The 19,430-nt window shown below is 71.5% G+C and carries 20 protein-coding genes and 1 pseudogene; 8 read left to right on the forward strand and 13 right to left on the reverse strand.

What is annotated here, in order from left to right; translation table 11 throughout:
* Positions 1 to 3: 3 nt before the first annotated feature.
* A complete protein-coding gene (locus tag ACKUB9_RS24135) occupies positions 4 to 1,428 on the forward strand; it encodes a protein adenylyltransferase SelO (protein WP_407527657.1) in 1,425 nt (474 codons plus the stop codon).
* Positions 1,429 to 1,521: 93 nt separating this feature from the next.
* On the opposite strand, the gene ACKUB9_RS24140 is transcribed toward ACKUB9_RS24135, so the two are convergent.
* Positions 1,522 to 1,827 carry a FitA-like ribbon-helix-helix domain-containing protein gene (locus ACKUB9_RS24140; RefSeq protein WP_407527654.1) on the reverse strand — a complete coding sequence of 102 codons (306 nt, stop codon included), beginning with the start codon at positions 1,825 to 1,827 and terminating at the stop codon, positions 1,522 to 1,524.
* Positions 1,828 to 1,959: 132 nt separating this feature from the next.
* On the opposite strand from ACKUB9_RS24140, the gene ACKUB9_RS24145 reads away from it, so the two are divergent.
* Positions 1,960 to 2,253 (forward strand): nucleotidyltransferase family protein, encoded by a 294-nt coding sequence (locus ACKUB9_RS24145; RefSeq protein ID WP_407527652.1) that lies wholly within the window; start codon positions 1,960 to 1,962, stop codon positions 2,251 to 2,253.
* A gap of 41 nt (positions 2,254 to 2,294) precedes the next feature.
* Positions 2,295 to 2,555 (forward strand): annotated as a pseudogene (locus ACKUB9_RS24150) (HepT-like ribonuclease domain-containing protein); the annotation flags it as partial.
* Positions 2,556 to 2,608: 53 nt separating this feature from the next.
* Here the strand turns inward: ACKUB9_RS24150 and typA are convergent.
* From typA to ACKUB9_RS24195, 9 genes are all read right to left on the reverse strand, one after another.
* Positions 2,609 to 4,432, reverse strand: coding sequence for a translational GTPase TypA (gene typA, locus ACKUB9_RS24155; RefSeq protein WP_407527649.1), 1,824 nt, complete (start codon positions 4,430 to 4,432; stop codon positions 2,609 to 2,611).
* Between the two features lie 127 nt (positions 4,433 to 4,559).
* Positions 4,560 to 5,888 (reverse strand): TAXI family TRAP transporter solute-binding subunit, encoded by a 1,329-nt coding sequence (locus ACKUB9_RS24160; RefSeq protein WP_407527646.1) that lies wholly within the window; start codon positions 5,886 to 5,888, stop codon positions 4,560 to 4,562.
* A gap of 51 nt (positions 5,889 to 5,939) precedes the next feature.
* Complete coding sequence (locus ACKUB9_RS24165) at positions 5,940 to 6,119, reverse strand: hypothetical protein (RefSeq protein ID WP_410825927.1); 180 nt, start codon at positions 6,117 to 6,119, stop codon at positions 5,940 to 5,942.
* A gap of 256 nt (positions 6,120 to 6,375) precedes the next feature.
* Positions 6,376 to 7,083, reverse strand: a complete 708-nt coding sequence (locus ACKUB9_RS24170; protein ID WP_407527824.1) for an ABC transporter ATP-binding protein — start codon at positions 7,081 to 7,083, stop codon at positions 6,376 to 6,378.
* Positions 7,084 to 7,088: 5 nt separating this feature from the next.
* Complete coding sequence (locus tag ACKUB9_RS24175) at positions 7,089 to 7,928, reverse strand: ABC transporter ATP-binding protein (protein ID WP_407527644.1); 840 nt, start codon at positions 7,926 to 7,928, stop codon at positions 7,089 to 7,091.
* A gap of 1 nt (position 7,929) precedes the next feature.
* Positions 7,930 to 8,769 (reverse strand): branched-chain amino acid ABC transporter permease, encoded by an 840-nt coding sequence (locus tag ACKUB9_RS24180; protein ID WP_407527641.1) that lies wholly within the window; start codon positions 8,767 to 8,769, stop codon positions 7,930 to 7,932.
* A gap of 16 nt (positions 8,770 to 8,785) precedes the next feature.
* Entirely contained in the window at positions 8,786 to 9,667 is an 882-nt protein-coding gene (locus tag ACKUB9_RS24185) for a branched-chain amino acid ABC transporter permease (RefSeq protein WP_407527639.1), read from the reverse strand.
* 202 nt (positions 9,668 to 9,869) lie between these two features.
* A complete protein-coding gene (locus tag ACKUB9_RS24190) occupies positions 9,870 to 11,003 on the reverse strand; it encodes an ABC transporter substrate-binding protein (RefSeq protein ID WP_407527636.1) in 1,134 nt (377 codons plus the stop codon).
* 234 nt (positions 11,004 to 11,237) lie between these two features.
* Positions 11,238 to 11,726 carry an META domain-containing protein gene (locus ACKUB9_RS24195; protein WP_407527821.1) on the reverse strand — a complete coding sequence of 163 codons (489 nt, stop codon included), beginning with the start codon at positions 11,724 to 11,726 and terminating at the stop codon, positions 11,238 to 11,240.
* A gap of 257 nt (positions 11,727 to 11,983) precedes the next feature.
* Between ACKUB9_RS24195 and ACKUB9_RS24200 the strand changes: the two genes are divergently transcribed.
* Complete coding sequence (locus tag ACKUB9_RS24200; protein ID WP_410825929.1) at positions 11,984 to 12,292, forward strand: helix-turn-helix domain-containing protein; 309 nt, start codon at positions 11,984 to 11,986, stop codon at positions 12,290 to 12,292.
* 66 nt (positions 12,293 to 12,358) lie between these two features.
* Here ACKUB9_RS24200 and sciP read toward each other — a convergent pair whose 3' ends face one another.
* The 3 genes from sciP to ACKUB9_RS24215 all read right to left on the reverse strand — a co-directional run bounded on the left by sciP (position 12,359) and on the right by ACKUB9_RS24215 (position 14,710).
* On the reverse strand, positions 12,359 to 12,634 hold the full coding sequence (sciP, locus tag ACKUB9_RS24205) for a CtrA inhibitor SciP (RefSeq protein WP_238241235.1): 276 nt from the start codon (positions 12,632 to 12,634) through the stop codon (positions 12,359 to 12,361).
* Between the two features lie 119 nt (positions 12,635 to 12,753).
* A complete protein-coding gene (locus ACKUB9_RS24210) occupies positions 12,754 to 13,434 on the reverse strand; it encodes a flagellar hook assembly protein FlgD (protein WP_407527629.1) in 681 nt (226 codons plus the stop codon).
* Positions 13,435 to 13,474: 40 nt separating this feature from the next.
* On the reverse strand, positions 13,475 to 14,710 hold the full coding sequence (locus ACKUB9_RS24215; RefSeq protein ID WP_407527627.1) for a flagellar hook-length control protein FliK: 1,236 nt from the start codon (positions 14,708 to 14,710) through the stop codon (positions 13,475 to 13,477).
* A gap of 286 nt (positions 14,711 to 14,996) precedes the next feature.
* Here ACKUB9_RS24215 and mnmA point away from each other — a divergent pair, with 286 nt between their 5' ends.
* The 4 genes from mnmA to ACKUB9_RS24235 all read left to right on the forward strand — a co-directional run bounded on the left by mnmA (position 14,997) and on the right by ACKUB9_RS24235 (position 19,235).
* Positions 14,997 to 16,145 carry a tRNA 2-thiouridine(34) synthase MnmA gene (gene mnmA / locus ACKUB9_RS24220; protein WP_407527624.1) on the forward strand — a complete coding sequence of 383 codons (1,149 nt, stop codon included), beginning with the start codon at positions 14,997 to 14,999 and terminating at the stop codon, positions 16,143 to 16,145.
* A gap of 82 nt (positions 16,146 to 16,227) precedes the next feature.
* The gene (locus ACKUB9_RS24225; RefSeq protein WP_407527621.1) at positions 16,228 to 16,881 is read left to right on the forward strand and encodes a class I SAM-dependent methyltransferase; all 654 of its coding nucleotides are present in this window, start codon (positions 16,228 to 16,230) and stop codon (positions 16,879 to 16,881) included.
* Between the two features lie 6 nt (positions 16,882 to 16,887).
* Positions 16,888 to 17,709: a TVP38/TMEM64 family protein gene (locus ACKUB9_RS24230; RefSeq protein ID WP_407527618.1), complete on the forward strand. Its 822-nt coding sequence runs from the start codon at positions 16,888 to 16,890 to the stop codon at positions 17,707 to 17,709.
* Positions 17,710 to 17,813: 104 nt separating this feature from the next.
* Positions 17,814 to 19,235, forward strand: coding sequence for a sensor histidine kinase (locus ACKUB9_RS24235; protein WP_407527818.1), 1,422 nt, complete (start codon positions 17,814 to 17,816; stop codon positions 19,233 to 19,235).
* Positions 19,236 to 19,430 lie beyond the last annotated feature (195 nt).

Raw genomic sequence — 19,430 nt, forward strand, 5'->3', positions numbered from 1 at the left:
CGCATGGCCCCTCGCCCCTCCCGCCGCCACGCCGACCTCGGCCCCGATTTTTACGACGTGGTGGCGCCCGCCCGCTTCCCGCAACACGTCATCCGCCACCGCGACCAAGCCTGGGCCGCCCGGGTGGGCCTCGATCATCTGTCGGAGGCGGAGTGGATCGCGCATTTCGGCCGGTTCGAGCCCCTGGAGGACAGTTTTCCGCAGCCGCTGGCGCTGCGCTACCACGGCCACCAGTTCCGGTCCTACAACCCGGACCTCGGCGACGGGCGCGGCTTCCTGTTCGCGCAGCTCCACGACCTCGCGGACGGGCGCCTGCTCGATCTCGGCACCAAGGGCAGCGGGCAGACGCCGTGGTCGCGCTTCGGCGACGGCCGCCTGACCCTCAAGGGGGGCGTGCGCGAGGTGCTGGCGACCACGATGCTGGAGGCGCTCGGCGTCGACACCTCGAAGTCGTTCAGCCTGATCGAGACCGGCGAGCGGCTGGAGCGCCACGACGAGCCCTCGCCGACCCGGGCGGCGGTGCTGGTGCGCCTCAGCCACTCGCACATCCGCATCGGCTCGTTCCAGCGCCTGCGGGCGCTCGGCCAGGACGACAACATCCGCCGGCTGCTCGACCACACGATCCGCACCTACAGGCCGGAGCTGTGGCGCGACGACGAGGCGGAGCGGTCCTGCGCCTTCCTGGAAGACGTCTGCCGCCGCGTGGCGCGCACCGGCGCGAACTGGATGGCGGCGGGATTCGTGCACGGGGTGCTCAACACCGACAACATCAACGTGACGGGCGAGAGCTTCGACTACGGCCCCTGGCGCTTCGCGCCGGTGAACGACCCGGCCTTCACGGCGGCCTATTTCGACGAGACCGGCCTCTACGCCTTCGGCCGCCAGCCCGAGGCGCTGGCCTGGAACCTCGCGCGGCTCGCCGAATGCCTCGTGCCGCTCGCCGCCCCCGAGCGGCTGGGGGCGGCCCTCGACGTGATCGGCCCGGCCCTGCAGGAGGCGTTCGCGCAGGCGATCCTGCGCCGCCTCGGCCTCGCGCGGCCCGCCGACGACGAGACGCTGCACGCCCTCGTCGGCGCATTCTGGGCTTTTCTCGGCCAGAGCCGCGCGCCCTTCGAGCAGGTTTTCTTCGACTGGTACGGCGGCCAAGCGAGCGCGGAGCGCGCCGCGCGCAGCCCCGCCGCCGAATTCTACGCGGGCGAGGGGTTCGCGCGGGTGCGCGATCTCCTGCCGGCCTTCGCGCCGGCGCCGGGCTTGCGCCTCGATCACCCCTACTTCGCGCAGGCGCAGCCCTGCACGATGCTGATCGACGAGGTCGAGGCACTATGGGCGCCGATCGCGGAGGCCGACAACTGGTCGGCCTTCCATGCGAAGCTCCAGGCGATCGCCGCGATGGCCGACGCCTACGGCACGGCGCCGCGGCCGGTCTGAGCCTCGACGGTCAACCGCTCCGAGCGTCCGCGATCGGAAGCCATGAGGGCTCGTCCGGCAAGCGAAACCGGTGACGACTTCGGCGAAAGCTGCTCAGCGGCCGGCTGACCAGGGATCGATCACCGTCAAGCCGGCGGCATCGAAGGCACTCGTGTCCCGAGGCGCGGCGGGACCGGTGTCGCGGGCGTGATCGAGTGCCTCGACATCGGCGTTGGTGAGTCCGATCTTCCGGCTCATGTCGGAGAGAGCCGTGCCGAGCCGCAATCGGTCCTCCGGGCGCACGGCCGCCTCCAGAATGGCGCGCATCTCGGCTTCCGCGCTGCGATTGTTCTGCGCCGCGCGGACCTTCAGGGCGCGATGTGCCTCATCAGACAGGTTGCGGATAGTCACAGCAGCCATGATAGCGCACTCCGTGCGTTGACTGCGACGCTATCAGAATGGATCAAACGATAGCATCTTCAAGCACGATACCGGCGATCCAACCTTTGCCCCGGCGTTCACCGCGCCGGGCGAGCGTGATAGCCTTAGGGCATGCAACGAGCGGATGTCATCGCCCAGCTGCGCGCCTCCGCCGATCGGGTCCACGCGGCCGGCGTCACGTCGCTCTACCTGTTCGGCTCGGTCGCCCGCGACGAGGCGGGCGGCGACAGCGACGTCGATCTGTTCGTGGATCCCGATTACGACCGCTTCGGCTTCGTCGAGCTGATCCGCTTGGAGACGTGGCTGTCATCGGCGTTGGGGCGCCCCGTGGATCTCACGACGCGCGAGGGGCTGCACCCGCAGCTGCGCCCCGCGATCGAACGTGAAGCAATCCGCGTTCTCTGATGAAGCATTCGATCATCGTCCGTTTGCAGGACATGCTCGCCATGATCGATGCCGCGTCGGAGATGACCGATGGCGTCGATTTCAGCGCCTACAGTTCCGAACTCAAGCTCCGACTGGCCATCGAGCGCTGCATCGAGATCGTTTCGGAAGCGAGCCGGCATATTCCGGACGACGCGAAGCGGCGCTTCCCTGATGTGCCGTGGCCGGAGATCGCCGCGATCGGCAACAGGTTGCGTCACGAGTATCACCGCGTCGACGACCTGATCATCTGGCGCGTCGCAACGAAGGCTTTGCCGAGCCTTCGCCCCATCATCGTCCTGCTGTTGACGGACGGCGGCCGATCGGCCGCCGAACCTCAGGCGCTCAGCGCCTCCTTCGTCCGCTCGGCCCGCTTGCGGTCGTTCGGGTCGAGCACGGTCTTGCGCAGGCGGATCGACTTCGGCGTCACCTCGACGAGCTCGTCGTCCTGGATCCAGGCCAGCGAGCGCTCCAGCGTCATGCGGATCGGCGGCGTCAGGCGCACCGCCTCGTCCTTCGAGGTGGTGCGGATGTTGGTGAGCTTCTTGCCCTTGAGCACGTTCACCTCGAGATCGTTCTCGCGGTTGTGCTCGCCCACGATCATGCCCTGATAGACCTTCCAGCCGGGCTCGATCATCATCGGGCCGCGATCCTCCAAGTTCCAGAGCGCGTAGGCCACCGCCTCGCCCTGGTCGTTGGAGATCAGGACGCCGTTGCGCCGACCCGGGATCTCGCCCTTGTAGGGCTCGTAGGCCTTGAACAGCCGGTTCATGATCGCGGTGCCGCGGGTGTCGGTGAGCAATTCGCTCTGGTAGCCGATCAGGCCGCGGGTCGGGGCGTGGAAGACGAGGCGCAGGCGATTGCCGCCGGACGGGCGCATCTCCAGCATGTCGCCCTTGCGCTCGGACATCTTCTGCACGACGACGCCGGAATGCTCCTCGTCGACGTCGATGACGACTTCCTCGATCGGTTCGAGGAGGTTGCCGTCCTCGTCCTTCTCGAACACGACGCGCGGGCGCGAGACGGCGATCTCGAAGCCCTCGCGGCGCATGGTCTCGATCAGGATCGAGAGCTGCAATTCGCCGCGGCCAGAGACGTAGAACGAATCCTTGTCGGCCGCCTCCTCGATCTTGAGGGTGATGTTGCCCTCGGCCTCCTTGAACAGGCGGTCGCGGATCATCCGGCTCGTGACCTTGTCGCCCTCGGTGCCGGCCAGCGGCGAATCGTTGACGATGAAGGACATCGTCACGGTCGGCGGGTCGATCGGCTGGGCCTGGATCGGCGTCTCGTTCGCGGGATCGCAGAAGGTGTCCGCCACCGTGCCCTTGGTCAGGCCGGCGATGGAGACGATGTCGCCCGCCTCGCCCGCCTCGATCGGCTGGCGCTCCAGGCCGCGGAAGGCGAGGATCTTCGAGACGCGGCCCGTCTCCACCACCTTGCCGGTGCGGTCGAGGACCTTGATGGTCTGGTTCGGCTTCACGGTGCCGGAGGCGATGCGCCCGGTGACGATGCGGCCGAGGAAGGGGTTGGCTTCGAGCAGCGTGCCGAGCATGCGGAACGAGCCCTCCTCGGTCCTGGCCGGGGGCACGTGGGCGAGCACGAGGTCGAAGAGTGGCGCCATGCCGTCCTGGGGACCCTCGGGCGCGTTCGCCATCCAGCCGTTGCGGCCCGAGCCGTAGAGGATCGGGAAGTCGAGCTGTTCGTCGGTGGCGTCGAGGGCGGCGAACAGGTCGAAGACCTCGTTCACCACCTCGTCGATGCGCGCGTCCGGCCGGTCGACCTTGTTGATGGCGACGATCGGGCGGAGGCCGATCTTGAGCGCCTTCGAGACCACGAACTTGGTCTGCGGCATCGGCCCCTCGGCGGCGTCGACCAGCACGATCACGCCGTCCACCATCGAGAGGATGCGCTCGACCTCGCCGCCGAAATCGGCGTGGCCGGGGGTGTCCACGATGTTCACCCGGGTGTCCTGCCAGACGACGGAGGTCACCTTCGCCAGGATCGTGATGCCCCGCTCCTTCTCGAGGTCGTTCGAGTCCATCACGCGTTCCTCGACGCGCTGGTTCTCGCGGAACGATCCCGATTGCTGCAGGAGCTTGTCGACCAGGGTGGTCTTCCCGTGGTCGACGTGGGCGATGATGGCGATGTTGCGCAGCTTCATGGGGTGTCCGAAGCAAAAAGCGCCCGACCTGACACGGGCCGCGAATCAGCAGCCGGCAGGGCGGGCGGGGGTAAGCTGTTGCGTTGCAATATAAGGTGCGGCGGCGGATCGCAATAGGGACCGGTCGTCACTCCGCAGCCTGCCGGTCGGCCGCCTGCACCGGATGGACGTGCCCGGTCTGGATCAGCGCGCGCCGCTCCGCGATGGCGCGGCGCGCCTGGTCGAGGCCCAGCGTGAAGGCGGCCACGCCCGCGTTGTCGATGGCGCCGTTGCCCGCCCGCGCGAGCGCCACCGCCAAAATCTCGTCGGCCTCGCGCTCAAGCTCGAACAGTGTTTCCTCGTCCTCGATGTCGCGGCTCGCCCGCACGATCGCCAGCAATTCGCGCAGCAGCGCCATGTCGCGGGCGCGGGAGCGCTGGGCGGCCCGCGACACCAGGGTGGCGGCGGCCGAGCCGAGGATCGAGAGGGCCATCACCGCGAGGTAGAACCAGTCGCCGTAACGCTCGAAGAAGGTCTCGACCTCGCCGTCGAAATAGGCCTCCGCCCCGGGATGCAGCGGCAGCGACGCGCTCTTCGAGGTCTCGGGGGCCTCGATCAGGTTCGCGAGCGGCACGTCGCCGACGATGGCGGGCCGGGTGACGAAGAGCAGCCGGGTCAGTTCCGAGATCGTGGAATCGGCCAGGGAGGCCTGGGCGACGAGGCGATGGCTGACGCCGAGCGTCGCGGTCGTTTCGGCCGGACGGGGCGGGGTGCCGCCGAAGGTGCCGCGTCCGACCTCCAGCGCTTCGAGCACGGGCGAGCGGCGGGCGATGGCCGTCGCCTCGCCCACCGGCACGAAGGCGAGGTGCAGGCCCGCCCGCAGGATGCTCCCGACGGTCTCGGTCATCACCGGGGCGGTGAGCGCACCCACCACCATCACGGCGTCCACCCGCCCCTCCTTGAGGGCGGGTCCGGCCTCCTCGCCCTGGCCGAGGGTCACGATCTCGACGCTGGCGGCGGGCACCTCGTACTGTTCGAGGATCGTCCCGAGCAGCTTCTTGTTGGCGTCGTGGTTGCGCACGATGCCGATCCGGCGCCCCCGCAGGTCGGGCACCGACGCCAGTGCCGGGCTGGTCGTCATCAGCACGGCGGCATCCCGGTGCAGGATGGCGACGGTCTGGGTCGCGGCGGGGATGCCCACATCCGAGCGCACCACCGCGAGATCGGCCTTGCCGCGCTCCGCCAGCGCCGCGCTCTCGGCCACCCCGCTCGTGGGGACCACGCGCAGCCGCACGTCCTCGTGCCCGCGCGCGAGCGACTGCGCCATGGCGCCGATCAGCCGCGCATCCTCGCCCCCGGGGGGGCCCACCGCGACGCGCAAAACGGTCGGTTGGCCGGCCCACTGGTACACGAGCAGCACCGCCGCCAGGAGGGCGAGCAGGGCCGCGACCGTGATGGGAATGTGCCGACGCATCATGGCCGCACACCCTGTGGCGGCGTGCGTCCGCTGGCAAGCGATCCGGCCGGGTCAGAGCGCCGCGCGGGCCAGCACCAGCAGCGCCGCGCCGAGGCTCGGCCCCAGCGCCGCGAGCATGAGCGCGGCCGGGTGGAAGGCGGCGGCGGCCCGGTAGCGCCCGTTCTCGTGCCTGTGCCGGAGCGGCGGCGCGTCCTGCTGCGCCGCCGCTCCGGGCGTCCAACCCTGTCGCATGCCGTGTTCCCCGCCCGCGTTCTCGGCCGTCTCGGCCGGCGCGGATCCGCGTTCTTCGTCCGGCCCATTCAGGCCGGTGCGGCGTTGCGAGGTCGTGAATCCGAAGCTGCGAAATCGCGGCATCGTGAACGGAGGGTTGCAGCGCNGCGCGGATCCGCGTTCTTCGTCCGGCCCATTCAGGCCGGTGCGGCGTTGCGAGGTCGTGAATCCGAAGCTGCGAAATCGCGGCATCGTGAACGGAGGGTTGCAGCGCGGCTCAGAGCCCGAGATAGGCCGCCGTCACCTCGGGGTTGCGGGCGACGTCGGCGGCGGCGCCCTTGAGGCGGATGCGGCCGGTCTCCAGCACGTAGGCATCGTCCGCGATGGCGAGCGCCGCGCTGGCGTTCTGCTCCACGAGCAGGATCGTGCGGCCCTCGGTGCGCAGGGCCGCGATGATGGAGAAGATCTCTTCCACGATCAGCGGCGCGAGGCCCATCGAGGGCTCGTCGAGGAGGAGCAGCACCGGCTCCGCCATCAGGGCGCGGCCCATCGCGAGCATCTGCTGCTCGCCGCCCGAGAGGTAGCCCGCCTGCTGCGAGAGGCGCTCGCCGAGGCGCGGGAAGCGGGCCACCACCGCCTCCTGGCGGCGCGCGGCCTCCGCGGCGGGCGCGTGATAGGCGCCGAGGCGCAGGTTCTCGGCCACCGTCATGTTGGCGAAGACCTGCCGGCCCTCGGGCACCTGCACGATGCCGCGCCGGGCGATGCGGTGCGCGGCCTCGCCCGCGAGGTCGGCGCCGTCCTCGCCCCACCGGATGCTCCCGCCGCGCGGCTTCATCAGCCCCGAGAGGCCGCGCAGGATCGTGGTCTTGCCCGCGCCGTTCGAGCCGATGAGCGAGACGATGCGCCCGCGCGGCACCACGAGGTCGATGCCGTGCACGACGTCCGCCCGGCCGTATCCGAGGCGCAGGCCCTCGACCTGAAGCAGCGCGGTCACGACGCGGCTCCGTGCGGATGCGAGGCCGGTGCCGAACCGGTCTGCGCCGATCCGGCGCCGGTCTGCGCCGATCCGGCGCCGAGGTAGGCCTCGATCACCGCCGGGTGGGCGCGCACCTCGGCGGGCGTACCGTCCGCGATGCGGCGGCCGAAATTCAGCACGGTCAGGCGGTCGCACAAGCTCATGACGAGGGGCATGTCGTGCTCGACGAGGAGCAGGGTGAGGCCGCGCTCGTCCCGCAGCCGCCGCAGCAGGGCGAGGAGCGCGTGGGTCTCGGCCGGGTTCATCCCCGCCGCGGGCTCGTCGAGGAGCAGGAGGCGGGGCTCGCAGGCGAGCGCGCGGGCGATCTCCAGCCGGCGCTGGTCGCCGTAGGGCAGGGCGCCGGCCCGCAGGTCGGCGGCCTCCGAGAGGCCCACGAAGGCCAGGAGGTCGCGCGCACGGGCCTTGGCGCCCCGCTCCTCGGCCCGGAAGCCGGGGCTGCGCAGGAGGATGCCGAGCCGCGCCGAGAGCCTCGTGTGCAGCCCGGTCATCACGTTCTCCAGCACCGTCATCTCGGAGAAGATGCGGATGTTCTGGAAGGTGCGGGCGAGCCCGAGCGCGGTGCGCCGGTAGGGGGCCAGGCCATCGAGCGCGCGCCCGTCCAGCCGGACCGAGCCGGCGGACGGCGCGAGCACGCCCGAGACCATGTTGAACAGCGTGGTCTTGCCGGCGCCATTGGGGCCGATCAGCCCGTGCACGGTGCCCTCGCGAACCGCGAGATCCACCGCATCGACCGCCACGAGGCCCTGGAAGCGGCGGGTCAGGCCCTCGACCGCGAGGAGGGGAGAGGCGCTCATCTCAGCCGGTCCGGGCGATGCGCCAGGGCAGGATGCCCCGCGGCATGAACAGCACGGCGACGACGATGATGAGTCCGTTCACCATCAGGCGGAAATCGGCGAGGGGCCGCAGCACCTCGGGCAGCAGCGTCAGGATCGCGGCGCCGAGCACGGGCGCCACCGGCGAGCTGATGCCGCCGAGCAGCGCGAAGCTCAGGATCGTCACCGCGTGCTCGAACCCGTACTCGTTGGGGCCGATGAAGGAGGAGACGTGCGCCGAGAGGCAGCCGGCGATGCCCGCGAGGCTCGACGAGACGACGAGCGCGGTCATGCGGTAGCGCGGCAGGTTCACCCCCATCACGCCGGCCGCCGCCTCGTCCTCCCGCATCGCCTCCATGGCCCGCCCGACGCGCGAGCGGGCGACGAGGATCAGGGCGATCAGCACCACCGCGAGCGTCCCGTAGATCGCCAGCACGCCCCCCCTCTCGGGGATGCCGGAGAGCCCGAGGGCGCCCCCCGCATAGTCCCAGTTGAGGAAGACGATGCGGGTGATCTCGCCGAGCCCGATCGTCGCGATGGCGAGGTAGACGCCGGTCAGCCGCAGCGTCGGGCCGCCGACCACGAGCGCGATCAGCGCCGGCACGGCGGCGGCGGCGGCCATCGAGACCGCGAAGGGCGTGCCGAACTTCACGGTGAGCAGCGCCCCCGTATAGGCGCCGACGCCCATGAAGGCCGCCTGGCCGAGCGAGAGCTGGCCCACCGCCAGCACCACGTAGATCGACAGGGCCAGGATGCCGTTCACCCCGATGCCGTGGATGAGGCTCTGGTAGGTCCAGTAGAAGTCGTCGAGGGTCTGCCACATCGGCGCGTCGGTCCCTTCAGGCGCGCTTGGCGGCCGCGCGGCCGAACAGGCCCAGCGGCCGGAACCACAGGGTGGCCACGAGGAGCGCGAAGGCGGTGAGGTCCTTGAAGGTCGAGGAGATGTAGGCCGCGGTCAGCACCTCGGCGAAGCCGAGGAGGAGCCCGGCCGCCAGCGCGCCGCGCAGGTCGCCGAGGCCGCCCACGATGATCACCGCGAAGCCGCGCAGCATCATGTGTTCGCCCATGAAGGGCTGGATGGCGTTGAAGTTGAGCCCGACCAGCACGCCGGCCGCGCCGCCGAGCGCCCCCGACAGGAACGAGACGACGCGCAGCATCAGCCCGCCGTTGATGCCCATCAGGGCCGCCGCGTCCGGATTCTCGGCCACCGCCCGGATGGCGAGACCGAGCCGCGAGCCGCGCACCAGCGCCATCAGCGCCACCACCAGGGCGACCGCCGCGCCGAAGATCAGGATCTGCGTCGCGCCGATCCGGACCGCGCCGAGCTGGTAGGCGCCCCCGTCGAACACGCCGGCGGGGAAGCGCCGGATCTCGGTGCCGAGCGCCGCGGCCATGCCGGCGTAGAGAAACAGCGTCGCCCCGAGCGTGACCATCAGCGAGGCGAGTTCCGGCGCCTTGGCCTTGCGCAGCCGGGTGAGGAGCAGCGTGTCGATCGCCACCGCGATCACCCCGGCGATCAGGGCGCCGAGGGGCAGCGCTGCGGCGATCGGCAGGCCGAGCGCCTGGGTCGACCACAGGGCCGCGAAGGCGCCTACCGCGAAGTAGACGCCGTACGTGAGGTTGATCACGCCCATCACCCCGAACATCAGCGTGAAGCCGAGGGCGAAGAGGGCGTAGGTCGCGCCCAGGACGAGGCCGTTGACGAGCTGCTGCTCAAGCATGGGATGCGCTTTTGAAGGCCCGCGGAGGGGGCCGTGATGTCGGAAAATCCGCCGGGAACTCCTCTCCTGCACGGGAGAGGGGCAGGGAATCGAAGATTCCGCGATAGGAGTGTGCAGCGCGGGCAGCGCGGGAACCCCTCTCCCGTGCGGGAGAGGGGTTCCCAGTGCTGCCCCGGCTAGCGCTGAAGCGAGCGCGTGCGGGTCATTCCAGGAGCTGGAACTTGCCGCCCTTCATGGTCAGCACCACCACGCCCGACGTGTCGGCGGGGTCGCGGCTCTCGGAGAACGAGAACGGCCCCATCACGCCGGTGTGCTTCACCTTGATGAGCGCGTCCCGGATCTTCTCCGAATCGGGTGCGCCGGCCGCGTCGATCGCCTTGGCGACGATGAACAGCGTGTCGTAGGCTTGGGCGGCGAACTGGTCCGGGCTGTCGCCGTACTTCTCGCGGAAAGCGGACACGAAGGCTTGGTTCGCCGGGTCCTTCTTGCCGATGAACCACGGGCTGCCGACGATGGTGCCGTCGGCGGCCGCGCCCGCGATCTCGCCGAGCTTGGGCGAGTTGAGGCCGTTGCCGCCGATGACGAACACCTTCGGGTCGATGCCGAGCTGGCGGGACTGGAGGGCGATGCCCGAGGCCGCCTCGACCAGCGCCGAGAGCACGATCGCGTCCGGGTTCAGGGCCTTGATCTTGGTGAGCTGCGCCGAGAAGTCGGTGTCCTTGGAGCCGAAGGTCTCGGTGGTGAGCACCTGGATGCCGAGTTTTTCCAGCGTGGCCTTCATCACGTCGTAGGCCGACTTCGTGAAGGCATCGTCGTTGCCGTACATCACGGCGACGCGCTTGATGCCGAACTTCGACTGCGCGGTCTTGAGCGTGACCGGGATCACGTCCGATTCCGGCATCGCGGTGCGGAAGACGTAGGGGCCGATCGCCGTGATGCCGTTCGCTGTCGTGGAGGTGCCGACGATCGGCACCTTGCGCTCGTTGGCGATGGGGCCTGCGGCGAACATCTCGTTCGACAGGGTCGGCCCGAGGATCAGGGGGACCCGGTCGCGGCCGATGAGCTTGCGGGCGGCGTTCAGCGCCTGCTCCTTGGACCCCGCGGAATCCTCGTACGCGAGGGCGAGCGGCCGGCCGCCCAGCACGCCGCCGGCCTTGTTGATGTCGGCGAGCGCGAGGTCGAAGCCGCGCTGGATGGCGATGCCGTAGCGGCTGTTGGGCCCGGTGAGGATCTCGATCGCGCCGAGCTTCACCGGCGTCTTGTCCTGGGCATTCGCGCCCGCGACGGCGCCGGCCAGCATCGCCGCCGCCATCATGAGTTTCGACAGCACCCGCATAGGTCTCCTCCTCGGCGCGGCCCGGCCGCGAGCCGGCATCGCCTGCCGGGTGTCTCGCGCACCGCGGTCAGGGCGCCGGATTCTTGATGATCGGTGCTGCCTTAGAGCAGGCGCGGGCGCCGGACAATCGGCTCTCGCCGCGCAAACGGCCGCGTTCGCCAGAAATCGCGCGGGCCGGAACGCGAACGGGCCCGCCAAGCGGGCCCGTCAGCAGCGCGGGTGTGAGACGGGCGGTCAGAGCGCGCGGTCGAAGCGCAGCTCGCCGGCCTGGCTCTTGATGACGAGCTGCGAGCCGACGATGTCCCACTGCCCCGAGGTGCGGAAGGCCGTGAGGAACTGCATCTCGGCGGAGCTGACGCCCTTGTCGCAGGACTTCTTGGTCAGCGCGAGCGGACCCACCGCGAGGTGCTGCTCCTTGAGCGGGAAGGCGGTGGCCGCGAAGGTGTTGCAGCCGCCGAAGCCGCGGGCGCGGTACTGCTTGTCGATGATGAAGCTCGGGCGCTCCGCACCCGGGAACGACTTCCCGTTCAGGCTCACCGCCGTCCACGTGGCGTCGAGCGGAAAGATCTTCTCCTGCGCCTTCGCGGGCGGAACGTATTGCTTCTGATCCGGCTTGTCGCGATTCTTCTGACCGTATCCCAGGAACGCCTGCGCCGACGCCTGAGTGGCACACGCCACCAGCGCGACGGCACCGACGGCCGTCGCCATCCGCTTCACCATCATTGGCTGCCCCATCGAGCCTTGCTGTTGGCGCCGGACTCTAGTCAGGCCACCTATGCCGTGCAACCCGCCGGAGCGGCCACGTCGTCGTGGATCGCACGCGCAATGGAGACTCTTCGAAGACTGTTGCAAATTTGCAGCAAGCTTGGCCGTAAGAGCGAATGCTGTCGGCAAAGCTTGGCCGCATGGCACCAAACCGCAGCCGGGCCGTTAGCCCCGGCGGGATGCCGGGGGCCGGCATCCACAGGCAGCAGGAAGGGATGGGACGGGTGAACGGAGCGGACGACATCACGGCCGGGCAGGTGCGGCGGGCGCGCGAGCTTCTCGGCTGGTCGGAGACGGACCTGGCGCTGCGCGCGAACGTCGATGCGGGCCGCATCCGCGATTACGAATCGGGCACCTACCCGCCCTCGCGGGCGCAGCGCGACGCGCTCCGCAGCGCCCTGGTGGCGGCGGGGATCGCCTTCACGGACGGCGCGCATCCGGACGCACGGCTGCGCCGCGGGGCGCCCGACGACGGCATCCACCCGCGGGAACTGACCACCGAGAACGACGACGGAGCGGCCTGACGGCACGACGAGGCGCCCAGCCCGGCCGGTTCGCCTCCCGGGTGGACCGCCTCCTGGCGGGCCGCCCTACTGACGGTAATGCTGGATCCGGGTGGTGCGCAGCCCCGCGAGCCCGTGCTGCTCGATCGAGTACTGCCAGCTCAGGAATTCCTCGGTGGTCAGCGTGTAGCGCTGGCAGGCCTCTTCGAGGCTCAGCAGACCGCCGCGCACCGCCGCCACCACCTCGGCCTTGCGGCGGATCACCCATCGACGGGTGTTGCTCGGCGGGAGATCGGCGATGGTGAGAGGTGAGCCATCGGGTCCGATGACGTACTTCACCCTCGGGCGGTGGGGTTCGGTCATGATACGCTCTTACACTCGACTGACCTGTCACCATTCAGGCTAGCCAGCCGCGTTTAAGATTGCTTGAATCAAATCCCTAGGATGTGATTCGTGCGCCGCAGCGCTGATTCGGGTGCCCCTCACCCGCCCGACGCGGACCCGATCGCCTGCACGCTGCTGAGCGGCACCGTCTTTCCGTCGATCGTCAGGATCGGATCCGACCCGCTCACATCCACGCTGGAGATGACGCCCGTGACCTTCGTGTCCACGGTCACGGTCTGGCCGGTGGCGTCGAAGGCCTGCACCTTGAGCGTGTAGGTGCCGTCCGGGGCCAGCATCCCGGTGGAGTTCCGGCCGTCCCAGGCGAAGGTCTGGGTGCCGGCGGTGAGCGCCTTGGTCTGGGTGGCGACCGCGTTGCCCTTGGCATCCGAGATCGTGAGCGTCGCCCGCGTGGCGGCGCGCGCGGCATTGAGCGTCCAGGCCGCCGCGCCCTTGGCGAGCGGCGCGGTGATGCCCGAGGAGGTGACGGTCTGTCCGATCAGGCCCGCGGCCGAGGCGGAGGACGACGCCTTGCTGGCGGCGAGCAGCGCGTCCAGCCGGTCGTTCGACTTGAGCTGCTGCTCCACCGAGGCGAACTGCACCAGCTGCTGGGTGAACTGGTTCGTGTCGAGCGGGTCGAGCGGGTTCTGGTTGCGCAGCTGCGTGGTGAGCAGGGTCAGGAACTGATTGAAGTTCCCCGCGAGCGTGGCCGCATCGCTGGCCGTGGAGGACTTGCTGGTGCCGCTCGCCGCCGAGGCGAAGCTGGTGATGCCGGATGTCATCGGAACCTCGCGAAGGTGCGCAGGGCAGGAGGCGGACGGGTCAGATCCGGATGTCGAGGCCGGAGCGGCCGGCCAGCCGCATCACGGGAGCGGCCGGTACGGGCGCGAGTTCGGCCTCGCCGGCGCCGTGGGGCGTCCGGCCCTGCGGCCGGCCCGAATCCCCGCCGCCCGCCTGCCCCTGGCCGCCGCTCCCGTCGCGCAGGGAAAAACTCACGGCGGCGTCGCTCGCCTCGAAGCCCGCCTGGGCGAGCGCCTGTTCGAGGCTGCGTGCGTCGCGCTGGAGCAGGGCCAGCGTCTCGGGCCGCTCGACCACCAGATGCGCCTTGGCGCGGTGCTCCCGGTCGATGTCGAGGCTGACCTCGATGCGGCCGAGATCCGCCGGGTCGAGCCGGATCTCGAACCGGTTGCTGCCGGCGAGGGCCCGCAGCCCGATCGTGATCGGCACCGCACCGAGCGTCACGGGCGGGCCGGCCGGTTCGCTGCGCGTGGACGCGCCCGCGATGTCGGCCGGAGCGTCGACGGCCGCGGGGGCCGTCTGCGCCGGGGCCGGGAGGGTGGCGTCGGACGGGAGCGCCGGGGCCGCATCGGCCGTCACCGGGCCGCCCGGGGCGGCGGCTGCGGCCTCCCCGAGCTGATCCTTGGCACGGGCCTGCGTCATGCTCCGCTCCGCGGCAGCGGACGCAGCCTCCGCGTGGGCGGACGGACCGTGCGCCTCGATGGCGGCCGTGGCGGCGTTCTCGCCCGCAGGCGCGCCGCCGGCCGTCGGCTGCGGAGCGGCGGGTGCCGGCGCGAGGGAGAGGAAGACGCCGTCGGGGGAGGGCGGGGCTTCGGCCGAGTCGGACCCGTCCGTCTCATCGTCGAGATCGCCGCCCTTGGTCTCACCTGCCGCAGCCGCCACGAGCGCGGGAGCCGAGTCCGTGGGCGGGGCCGCGGCCTGCCCGGCGGGCGGGCCTTGCTCGGCCGAGGCAGGCTCCTCGGTCCCGGCGTCGCGACGGCCGGCATCCGACGCGGCGTCCGGGCGCCGATCGGATGCCGTGCGCGCCGGTCTCGGCTCGGCCGTGTCGCGCGGCGCAGAGGAGGGCATGCCGGCCGCGGTCGTGCGCGCGGACTGCTTGCCCGGTGACGCGGCGCTCGCGCGGCGGGCCGACCGGGTGTCACCCTCGTCGTCGACCCGGAAGGGCTGGGTCTCGCGCGGCGGGGGCCGGCGCACGGCCGAGCCATGCGCGCCCCGATCCCATCCCGCTCCCTGTACGCCCGCACTCGTTCCGGTCGCCATGCCGCCTCTCCGTCCGGGAGGGGCATCGCAAGGACGAGGCCACCGGGGCGATCCGCCAACCCGCTGAGAATGCTGCGAAATCACAGGCCGGACGGGCGGTCCTGCGCTCCGCCCGGGCCGATCCTGCCGGTCCGGCGGCAGGAATTGCCGGGTGGCGGACGGCCCCGCGCCCTGGAACATCGCGCGCCGGATCACTATAGACATCGGCGGGCAGCGCCGAGGACGGAGAGCCGCCTCGCCGCGCGGGGCAGGCCGCGCCGACCCCGCGGTCCACGCCAGAACCACGATGAACTCGCTCGATCTGCCCAAGGCTCCGCAGGACACCCGCGTCGTGGTGGCGATGTCGGGCGGCGTGGATTCGTCGGTCGTCGCGGGGCTCCTGAAGCGCGAGGGCTACGACGTCGTCGGCATCACGCTGCAGCTCTACGACCACGGCGCCGCCACGCACCGCCGCGGCGCGTGCTGCGCCGGGCAGGACATCCACGACGCCCGCCGGGCCGCCGAGACGCTCGGCATCCCGCACTACGTGCTCGATTACGAGGACCGCTTCCGCGAGGCGGTGATCGACCGTTTCGCCGACAGCTACATCCACGGCGAGACGCCGATCCCCTGCGTCGAGTGCAACCGCTCGATCAAGTTCCGCGACCTGCTCGCCACCGCCCGCGACCTCGGCGCCGACGCGCTGGCCACCGGGCACTACGTGGCGGGCCGCGCGCGGCCGGGCGGCGGCCGGGCGCTCTACCGCGCCCTCGATCCGGCCCGCGACCAGAGCTACTTCCTGTATGCCACGACGGCCGAGCAGCTCGACTTCCTGCGCTTCCCCCTGGGCGAGCTGCCCAAGGACGAGACGCGCCGCCTCGCGCACGCGCTCGGCCTCGCGGTCGCCGACAAGCCGGACAGCCAGGACATCTGCTTCGTGCCCCAGGGCCGCTACCAGGACGTGATCGCGCGGCTGCGGCCGGACGCGATGCGACCGGGGGAGATCGTCCACCTCGACGGCCGGGCGCTCGGACGCCACGACGGCATCATCGGCTTCACGGTGGGGCAGCGCCGCGGCCTGAAGCTCGCGACCGGCGAGCCGCTCTACGTGGTGCGCCTCGATCCCGACAACGCCCGCGTCGTCGTCGGCCCCCGCGAGGCGCTCGCCACCTCCGTCATCCGCCTGAGCGAGACCAACTGGCTCGGGGACGCGCCGCTGCCGGACCTCGATGGGATGCCCGTGGCGGTGCGCGTGCGCTCGACCCGGGAGCCGCGGCCGGCCTCCCTGCGGTGGAACGCGGCCCTGTCCTGCGCGGAGGTCGAACTCGCCACGCCGGAGGACGGCGTGTCGCCGGGACAGGCCTGCGTCATCTACGCCGACGAGGGGCCGCGGGCGCGGGTGCTCGGCGGCGGCACCATCCTGCGGGTCGAGGCCGCGCAACGCGCCGCGGCCTGAGCCGCGCGGAGAGTTGAGGGCGCATCGCTCCGGCGAACCGGGAGGCCGGGCCGGAGGATGCTTTGGGGAGAGACAGGGCGAGATGCTGAGCGAGCCGCGGGAGGCGGGACCCACCACCGCCTTGATGCGCAAGGCCTATGCGCGCTGGGCGCCGGTCTACGACGTCGTCTACGACAAGCTGACGGAGCCCGCCGCCCGCGACGCGGTCGAGGCCGCGGTGGCGAACGGCCGGCGCATCCTGGAGGCCGGCGTCGGGACCGGGCTGTCGCTCGGCTACTACCCGGCCGAATGCGAGGTCTACGGCGTCGATCTCTCGCAGGACATGCTCAAGCGCGCCGCCCAGAAGGTGCGCCGCCGCGGCCTCTCGCACGTGAGGGGGCTGCAGGTCATGGACGTCTGCCGGCTCGGCTACGCGGACGCCACCTTCGATGCGGTGGTGGCGCAGTTCCTCATCACCCTCGTGCCGGACCCCGAGGGCGCGCTGGACGAGTTCCTGCGCGTGCTGCGGCCGGGCGGCGAGATCGTGCTGGCCAACCATTTCGGGCAGGCCGACGGCGCCGTGGCGCGGGTCGAGGAGATCGTCGCGCCGCTCTGCTCCAAGATCGGCTGGAGTTCGGACTTCAAGGCCTCGCGCATCGAGGCCTGGGCCCTGCGCCGGGGCGTCGCCTTCATCGGCCTGCGTCCGACCTTCCCGGGCGGCTTCTTCAAGATCCTGCGCATGCGCAAAGCGGCCTGAGGCTGCGTGCGCCCCCCCGACACGGACGACACCGAGGCGCCGCCGGCCACCGGAGCCGGTCCCGAGGCCGTGGCCCGCCCGCCCTGGCGGCGCTGGCTGCGCATCCTGCCGCTCGTCGCCCTGGTGCTGGTCTCGATCACGCTCCTGGCGAGCGGCGTCACGCAATGGTTCAGCCTGGAGCGGCTGCTCGCCTCCCGCGCCTGGGCGCTGGGCGTCGTGGAGGAGGACCGCCTGCGCGCGATCCTCGTCACGGCCCTGGTCTATGTCGGCACGGTGGTCGTCTCGGTGCCGGTCTCGGTCTTCATGACCATGCTGTGCGGCTTCCTGTTCGGCACGGTCACGGGGGCGCTCGTCGCCATCGCCTCGGCGACGACGGGAGCGGTGATCGTGTTCTCGATCGGGCGCACGGCCGCCGGCGAGGTGCTGCTGCGCCACACCGGCGCGCGCCTCAACCGCCTCGCCGCCGGTTTTCGCCGCGACGCCTTCTCGTACGTGCTCTTCCTGCGCCTGCTGCCGCTCTTCCCGTTCTGGATGACCAATCTCGGCCCCGCCATCTTCGGGGTGAGGCTGCGCACCTTCGCGCTGGCGACGCTCATCGGCATCAGCCCCGGCGGCTTCATCTACGCGGCGACGGGCGCGCGCATCGAGACCGTGGTCGCGGCGCACCAGGAGGCCAAGGCCGCCTGCCTCGCGGCCGGGGGCAGCGACTGCGACACCGCGCTCTCCCTGCGGGCGGTGATCACGCCTGAACTCGTCGCGACGCTCCTGGCGCTCGGCGCGCTCGCGCTGGCGCCGGTCATCGTCCGCAAGGTGCGCGCCCGGCGCTGAGCGACGCACCGCTTTACGAAGCCCGGCCCGGCGCGTAACCCAGAGGGGCGGCCGGCCGCGTCGCGCCGGGCGGGAGGATCGGGCCCTTGCGTCTCGCCGATGCCATGCGGGGGCGCGGCGCCCTCGGAGGCGTCGCGAGCCGGATCGGATTGTCGGGTCGGCTTCTGCTGCTCACGATCCTGTTCGTGCTGCTGGCCGAGATCCTGATCTACGTTCCGAGCGCCGCCAATTTCCGCCGCACCTGGCTGTCGGACCGCGTCGCCGCCGCGCAGGTCGCCGCCCTCGTCCTCGATGCGGCCCCCCAGCAGCGGGTCTCCGACGACCTCGCCCGCCGGCTCCTCACGGGCGTCGGCGCGCGGGCGATCGCGCTCAAGGCCGGGGGCACGCGCCGCCTGATCGCCGTCGAGGAGGTGCCCTCCGAGGTGGGCGAGGTGGTCGACCTGCGCGAGGCCGGCTGGACCGAGCTGGTGATGGGGGCCTGGAACAGCCTGCTGCACCCGCGGGCCGAGCCGATGCGGGTGGTCGGGCACGGCATGGACGGGGTCGACTTCGTCGAGATCGTCATCGACCCCAGGCCCCTGCGCGAGGCCCTGATCGCCTTTTCGGGCCGCATCCTCCTCACCTCCCTGGTGATCTCCGGGATCACCGGCCTGCTGGTGTTCCTGGCGCTGCAGGTCACGATCGTGCGGCCGGTGCGGCGGCTGGCACGCAACATCGCGGCCTTCGCGGACGATCCGGAGGATGCCTCCCGGATGGTCGTGCCCTCCTGGCGCAACGACGAGATCGGCATGGCCGAGACGGCGCTCGCCCGGATGGAGACGGCGCTCGCGGGCGAGTTGCGCCAGAAGCGCCGCCTCGCCGATCTCGGCCTGTCGGTGAGCAAGATCAATCATGAGCTGCGCAACCTGCTCACCACCGCCCAGCTCCTCGGCGACCGCCTGGAAACCACCGCCGACCCGGCCGTGCAGCGGGTGGCGCCCCGTCTCCTCGCCACGCTCGGGCGGGCCATCCGCTACTGCGAGGCGACGCTGGCCTACGGCCGGGTGGCCGAGCGCGTGCCGGAGCGCAGGCTCGTCCCGCTGCGGCCGATCCTCGCCGACGCCCTCGACCTCGCGGACCTCGTGCCGGGCGCGGCCGTCCGGGTGGACGACCGGACGCCCGAGGGGCTGCGGGTCGACGCGGATGCCGACCAGCTCTCGCGCGTGGTGGTCAACCTCGTGCGCAACGCCGTTCAGGCGCTGGGCCTAGCCGGCACCGCCTGCGGGGCCGAGTCCCGCGTGACCATCGAGGCCTTCCGCCAGGACGGCACGGTGACCATCCTGGTCGCAGATAACGGCCCCGGCGTACCGGAACGCGTGCGCGCCCACCTGTTCGCGCCGTTCCGCAGCGCCAACCGGGCGGGGGGCACCGGACTCGGCCTGTCGATCGCGGCCGAACTCGTGCGCCTCCACGGCGGCAGCCTCAGCCTCGACGAGACCGCCGTCGGGGCCCGCTTCCGGATCGTCCTGACCGACCGCACGGCCTGATCCGCGGCGGCGACGGCCCATCGAGACCACGCACGAAAAAAGCCCGGCCTTGCGGCCGGGCTTCTCTCTCAGCGGTGATCGGGGAACGCTGAGTCTTGTCCCATCGCGCCTCGCCATCGACGAGTCGACGGCGAGGCGTCCGGCGCAGGAGCGCCGTCGCCCGAAGGCGCTGCGGTCCTACCAGGTGCCGAACTT

It is taken from the genome of Methylobacterium oryzisoli, from assembly GCF_046557895.1.
GTDB classification, from domain to species: domain Bacteria; phylum Pseudomonadota; class Alphaproteobacteria; order Rhizobiales; family Beijerinckiaceae; genus Methylobacterium; species Methylobacterium oryzisoli.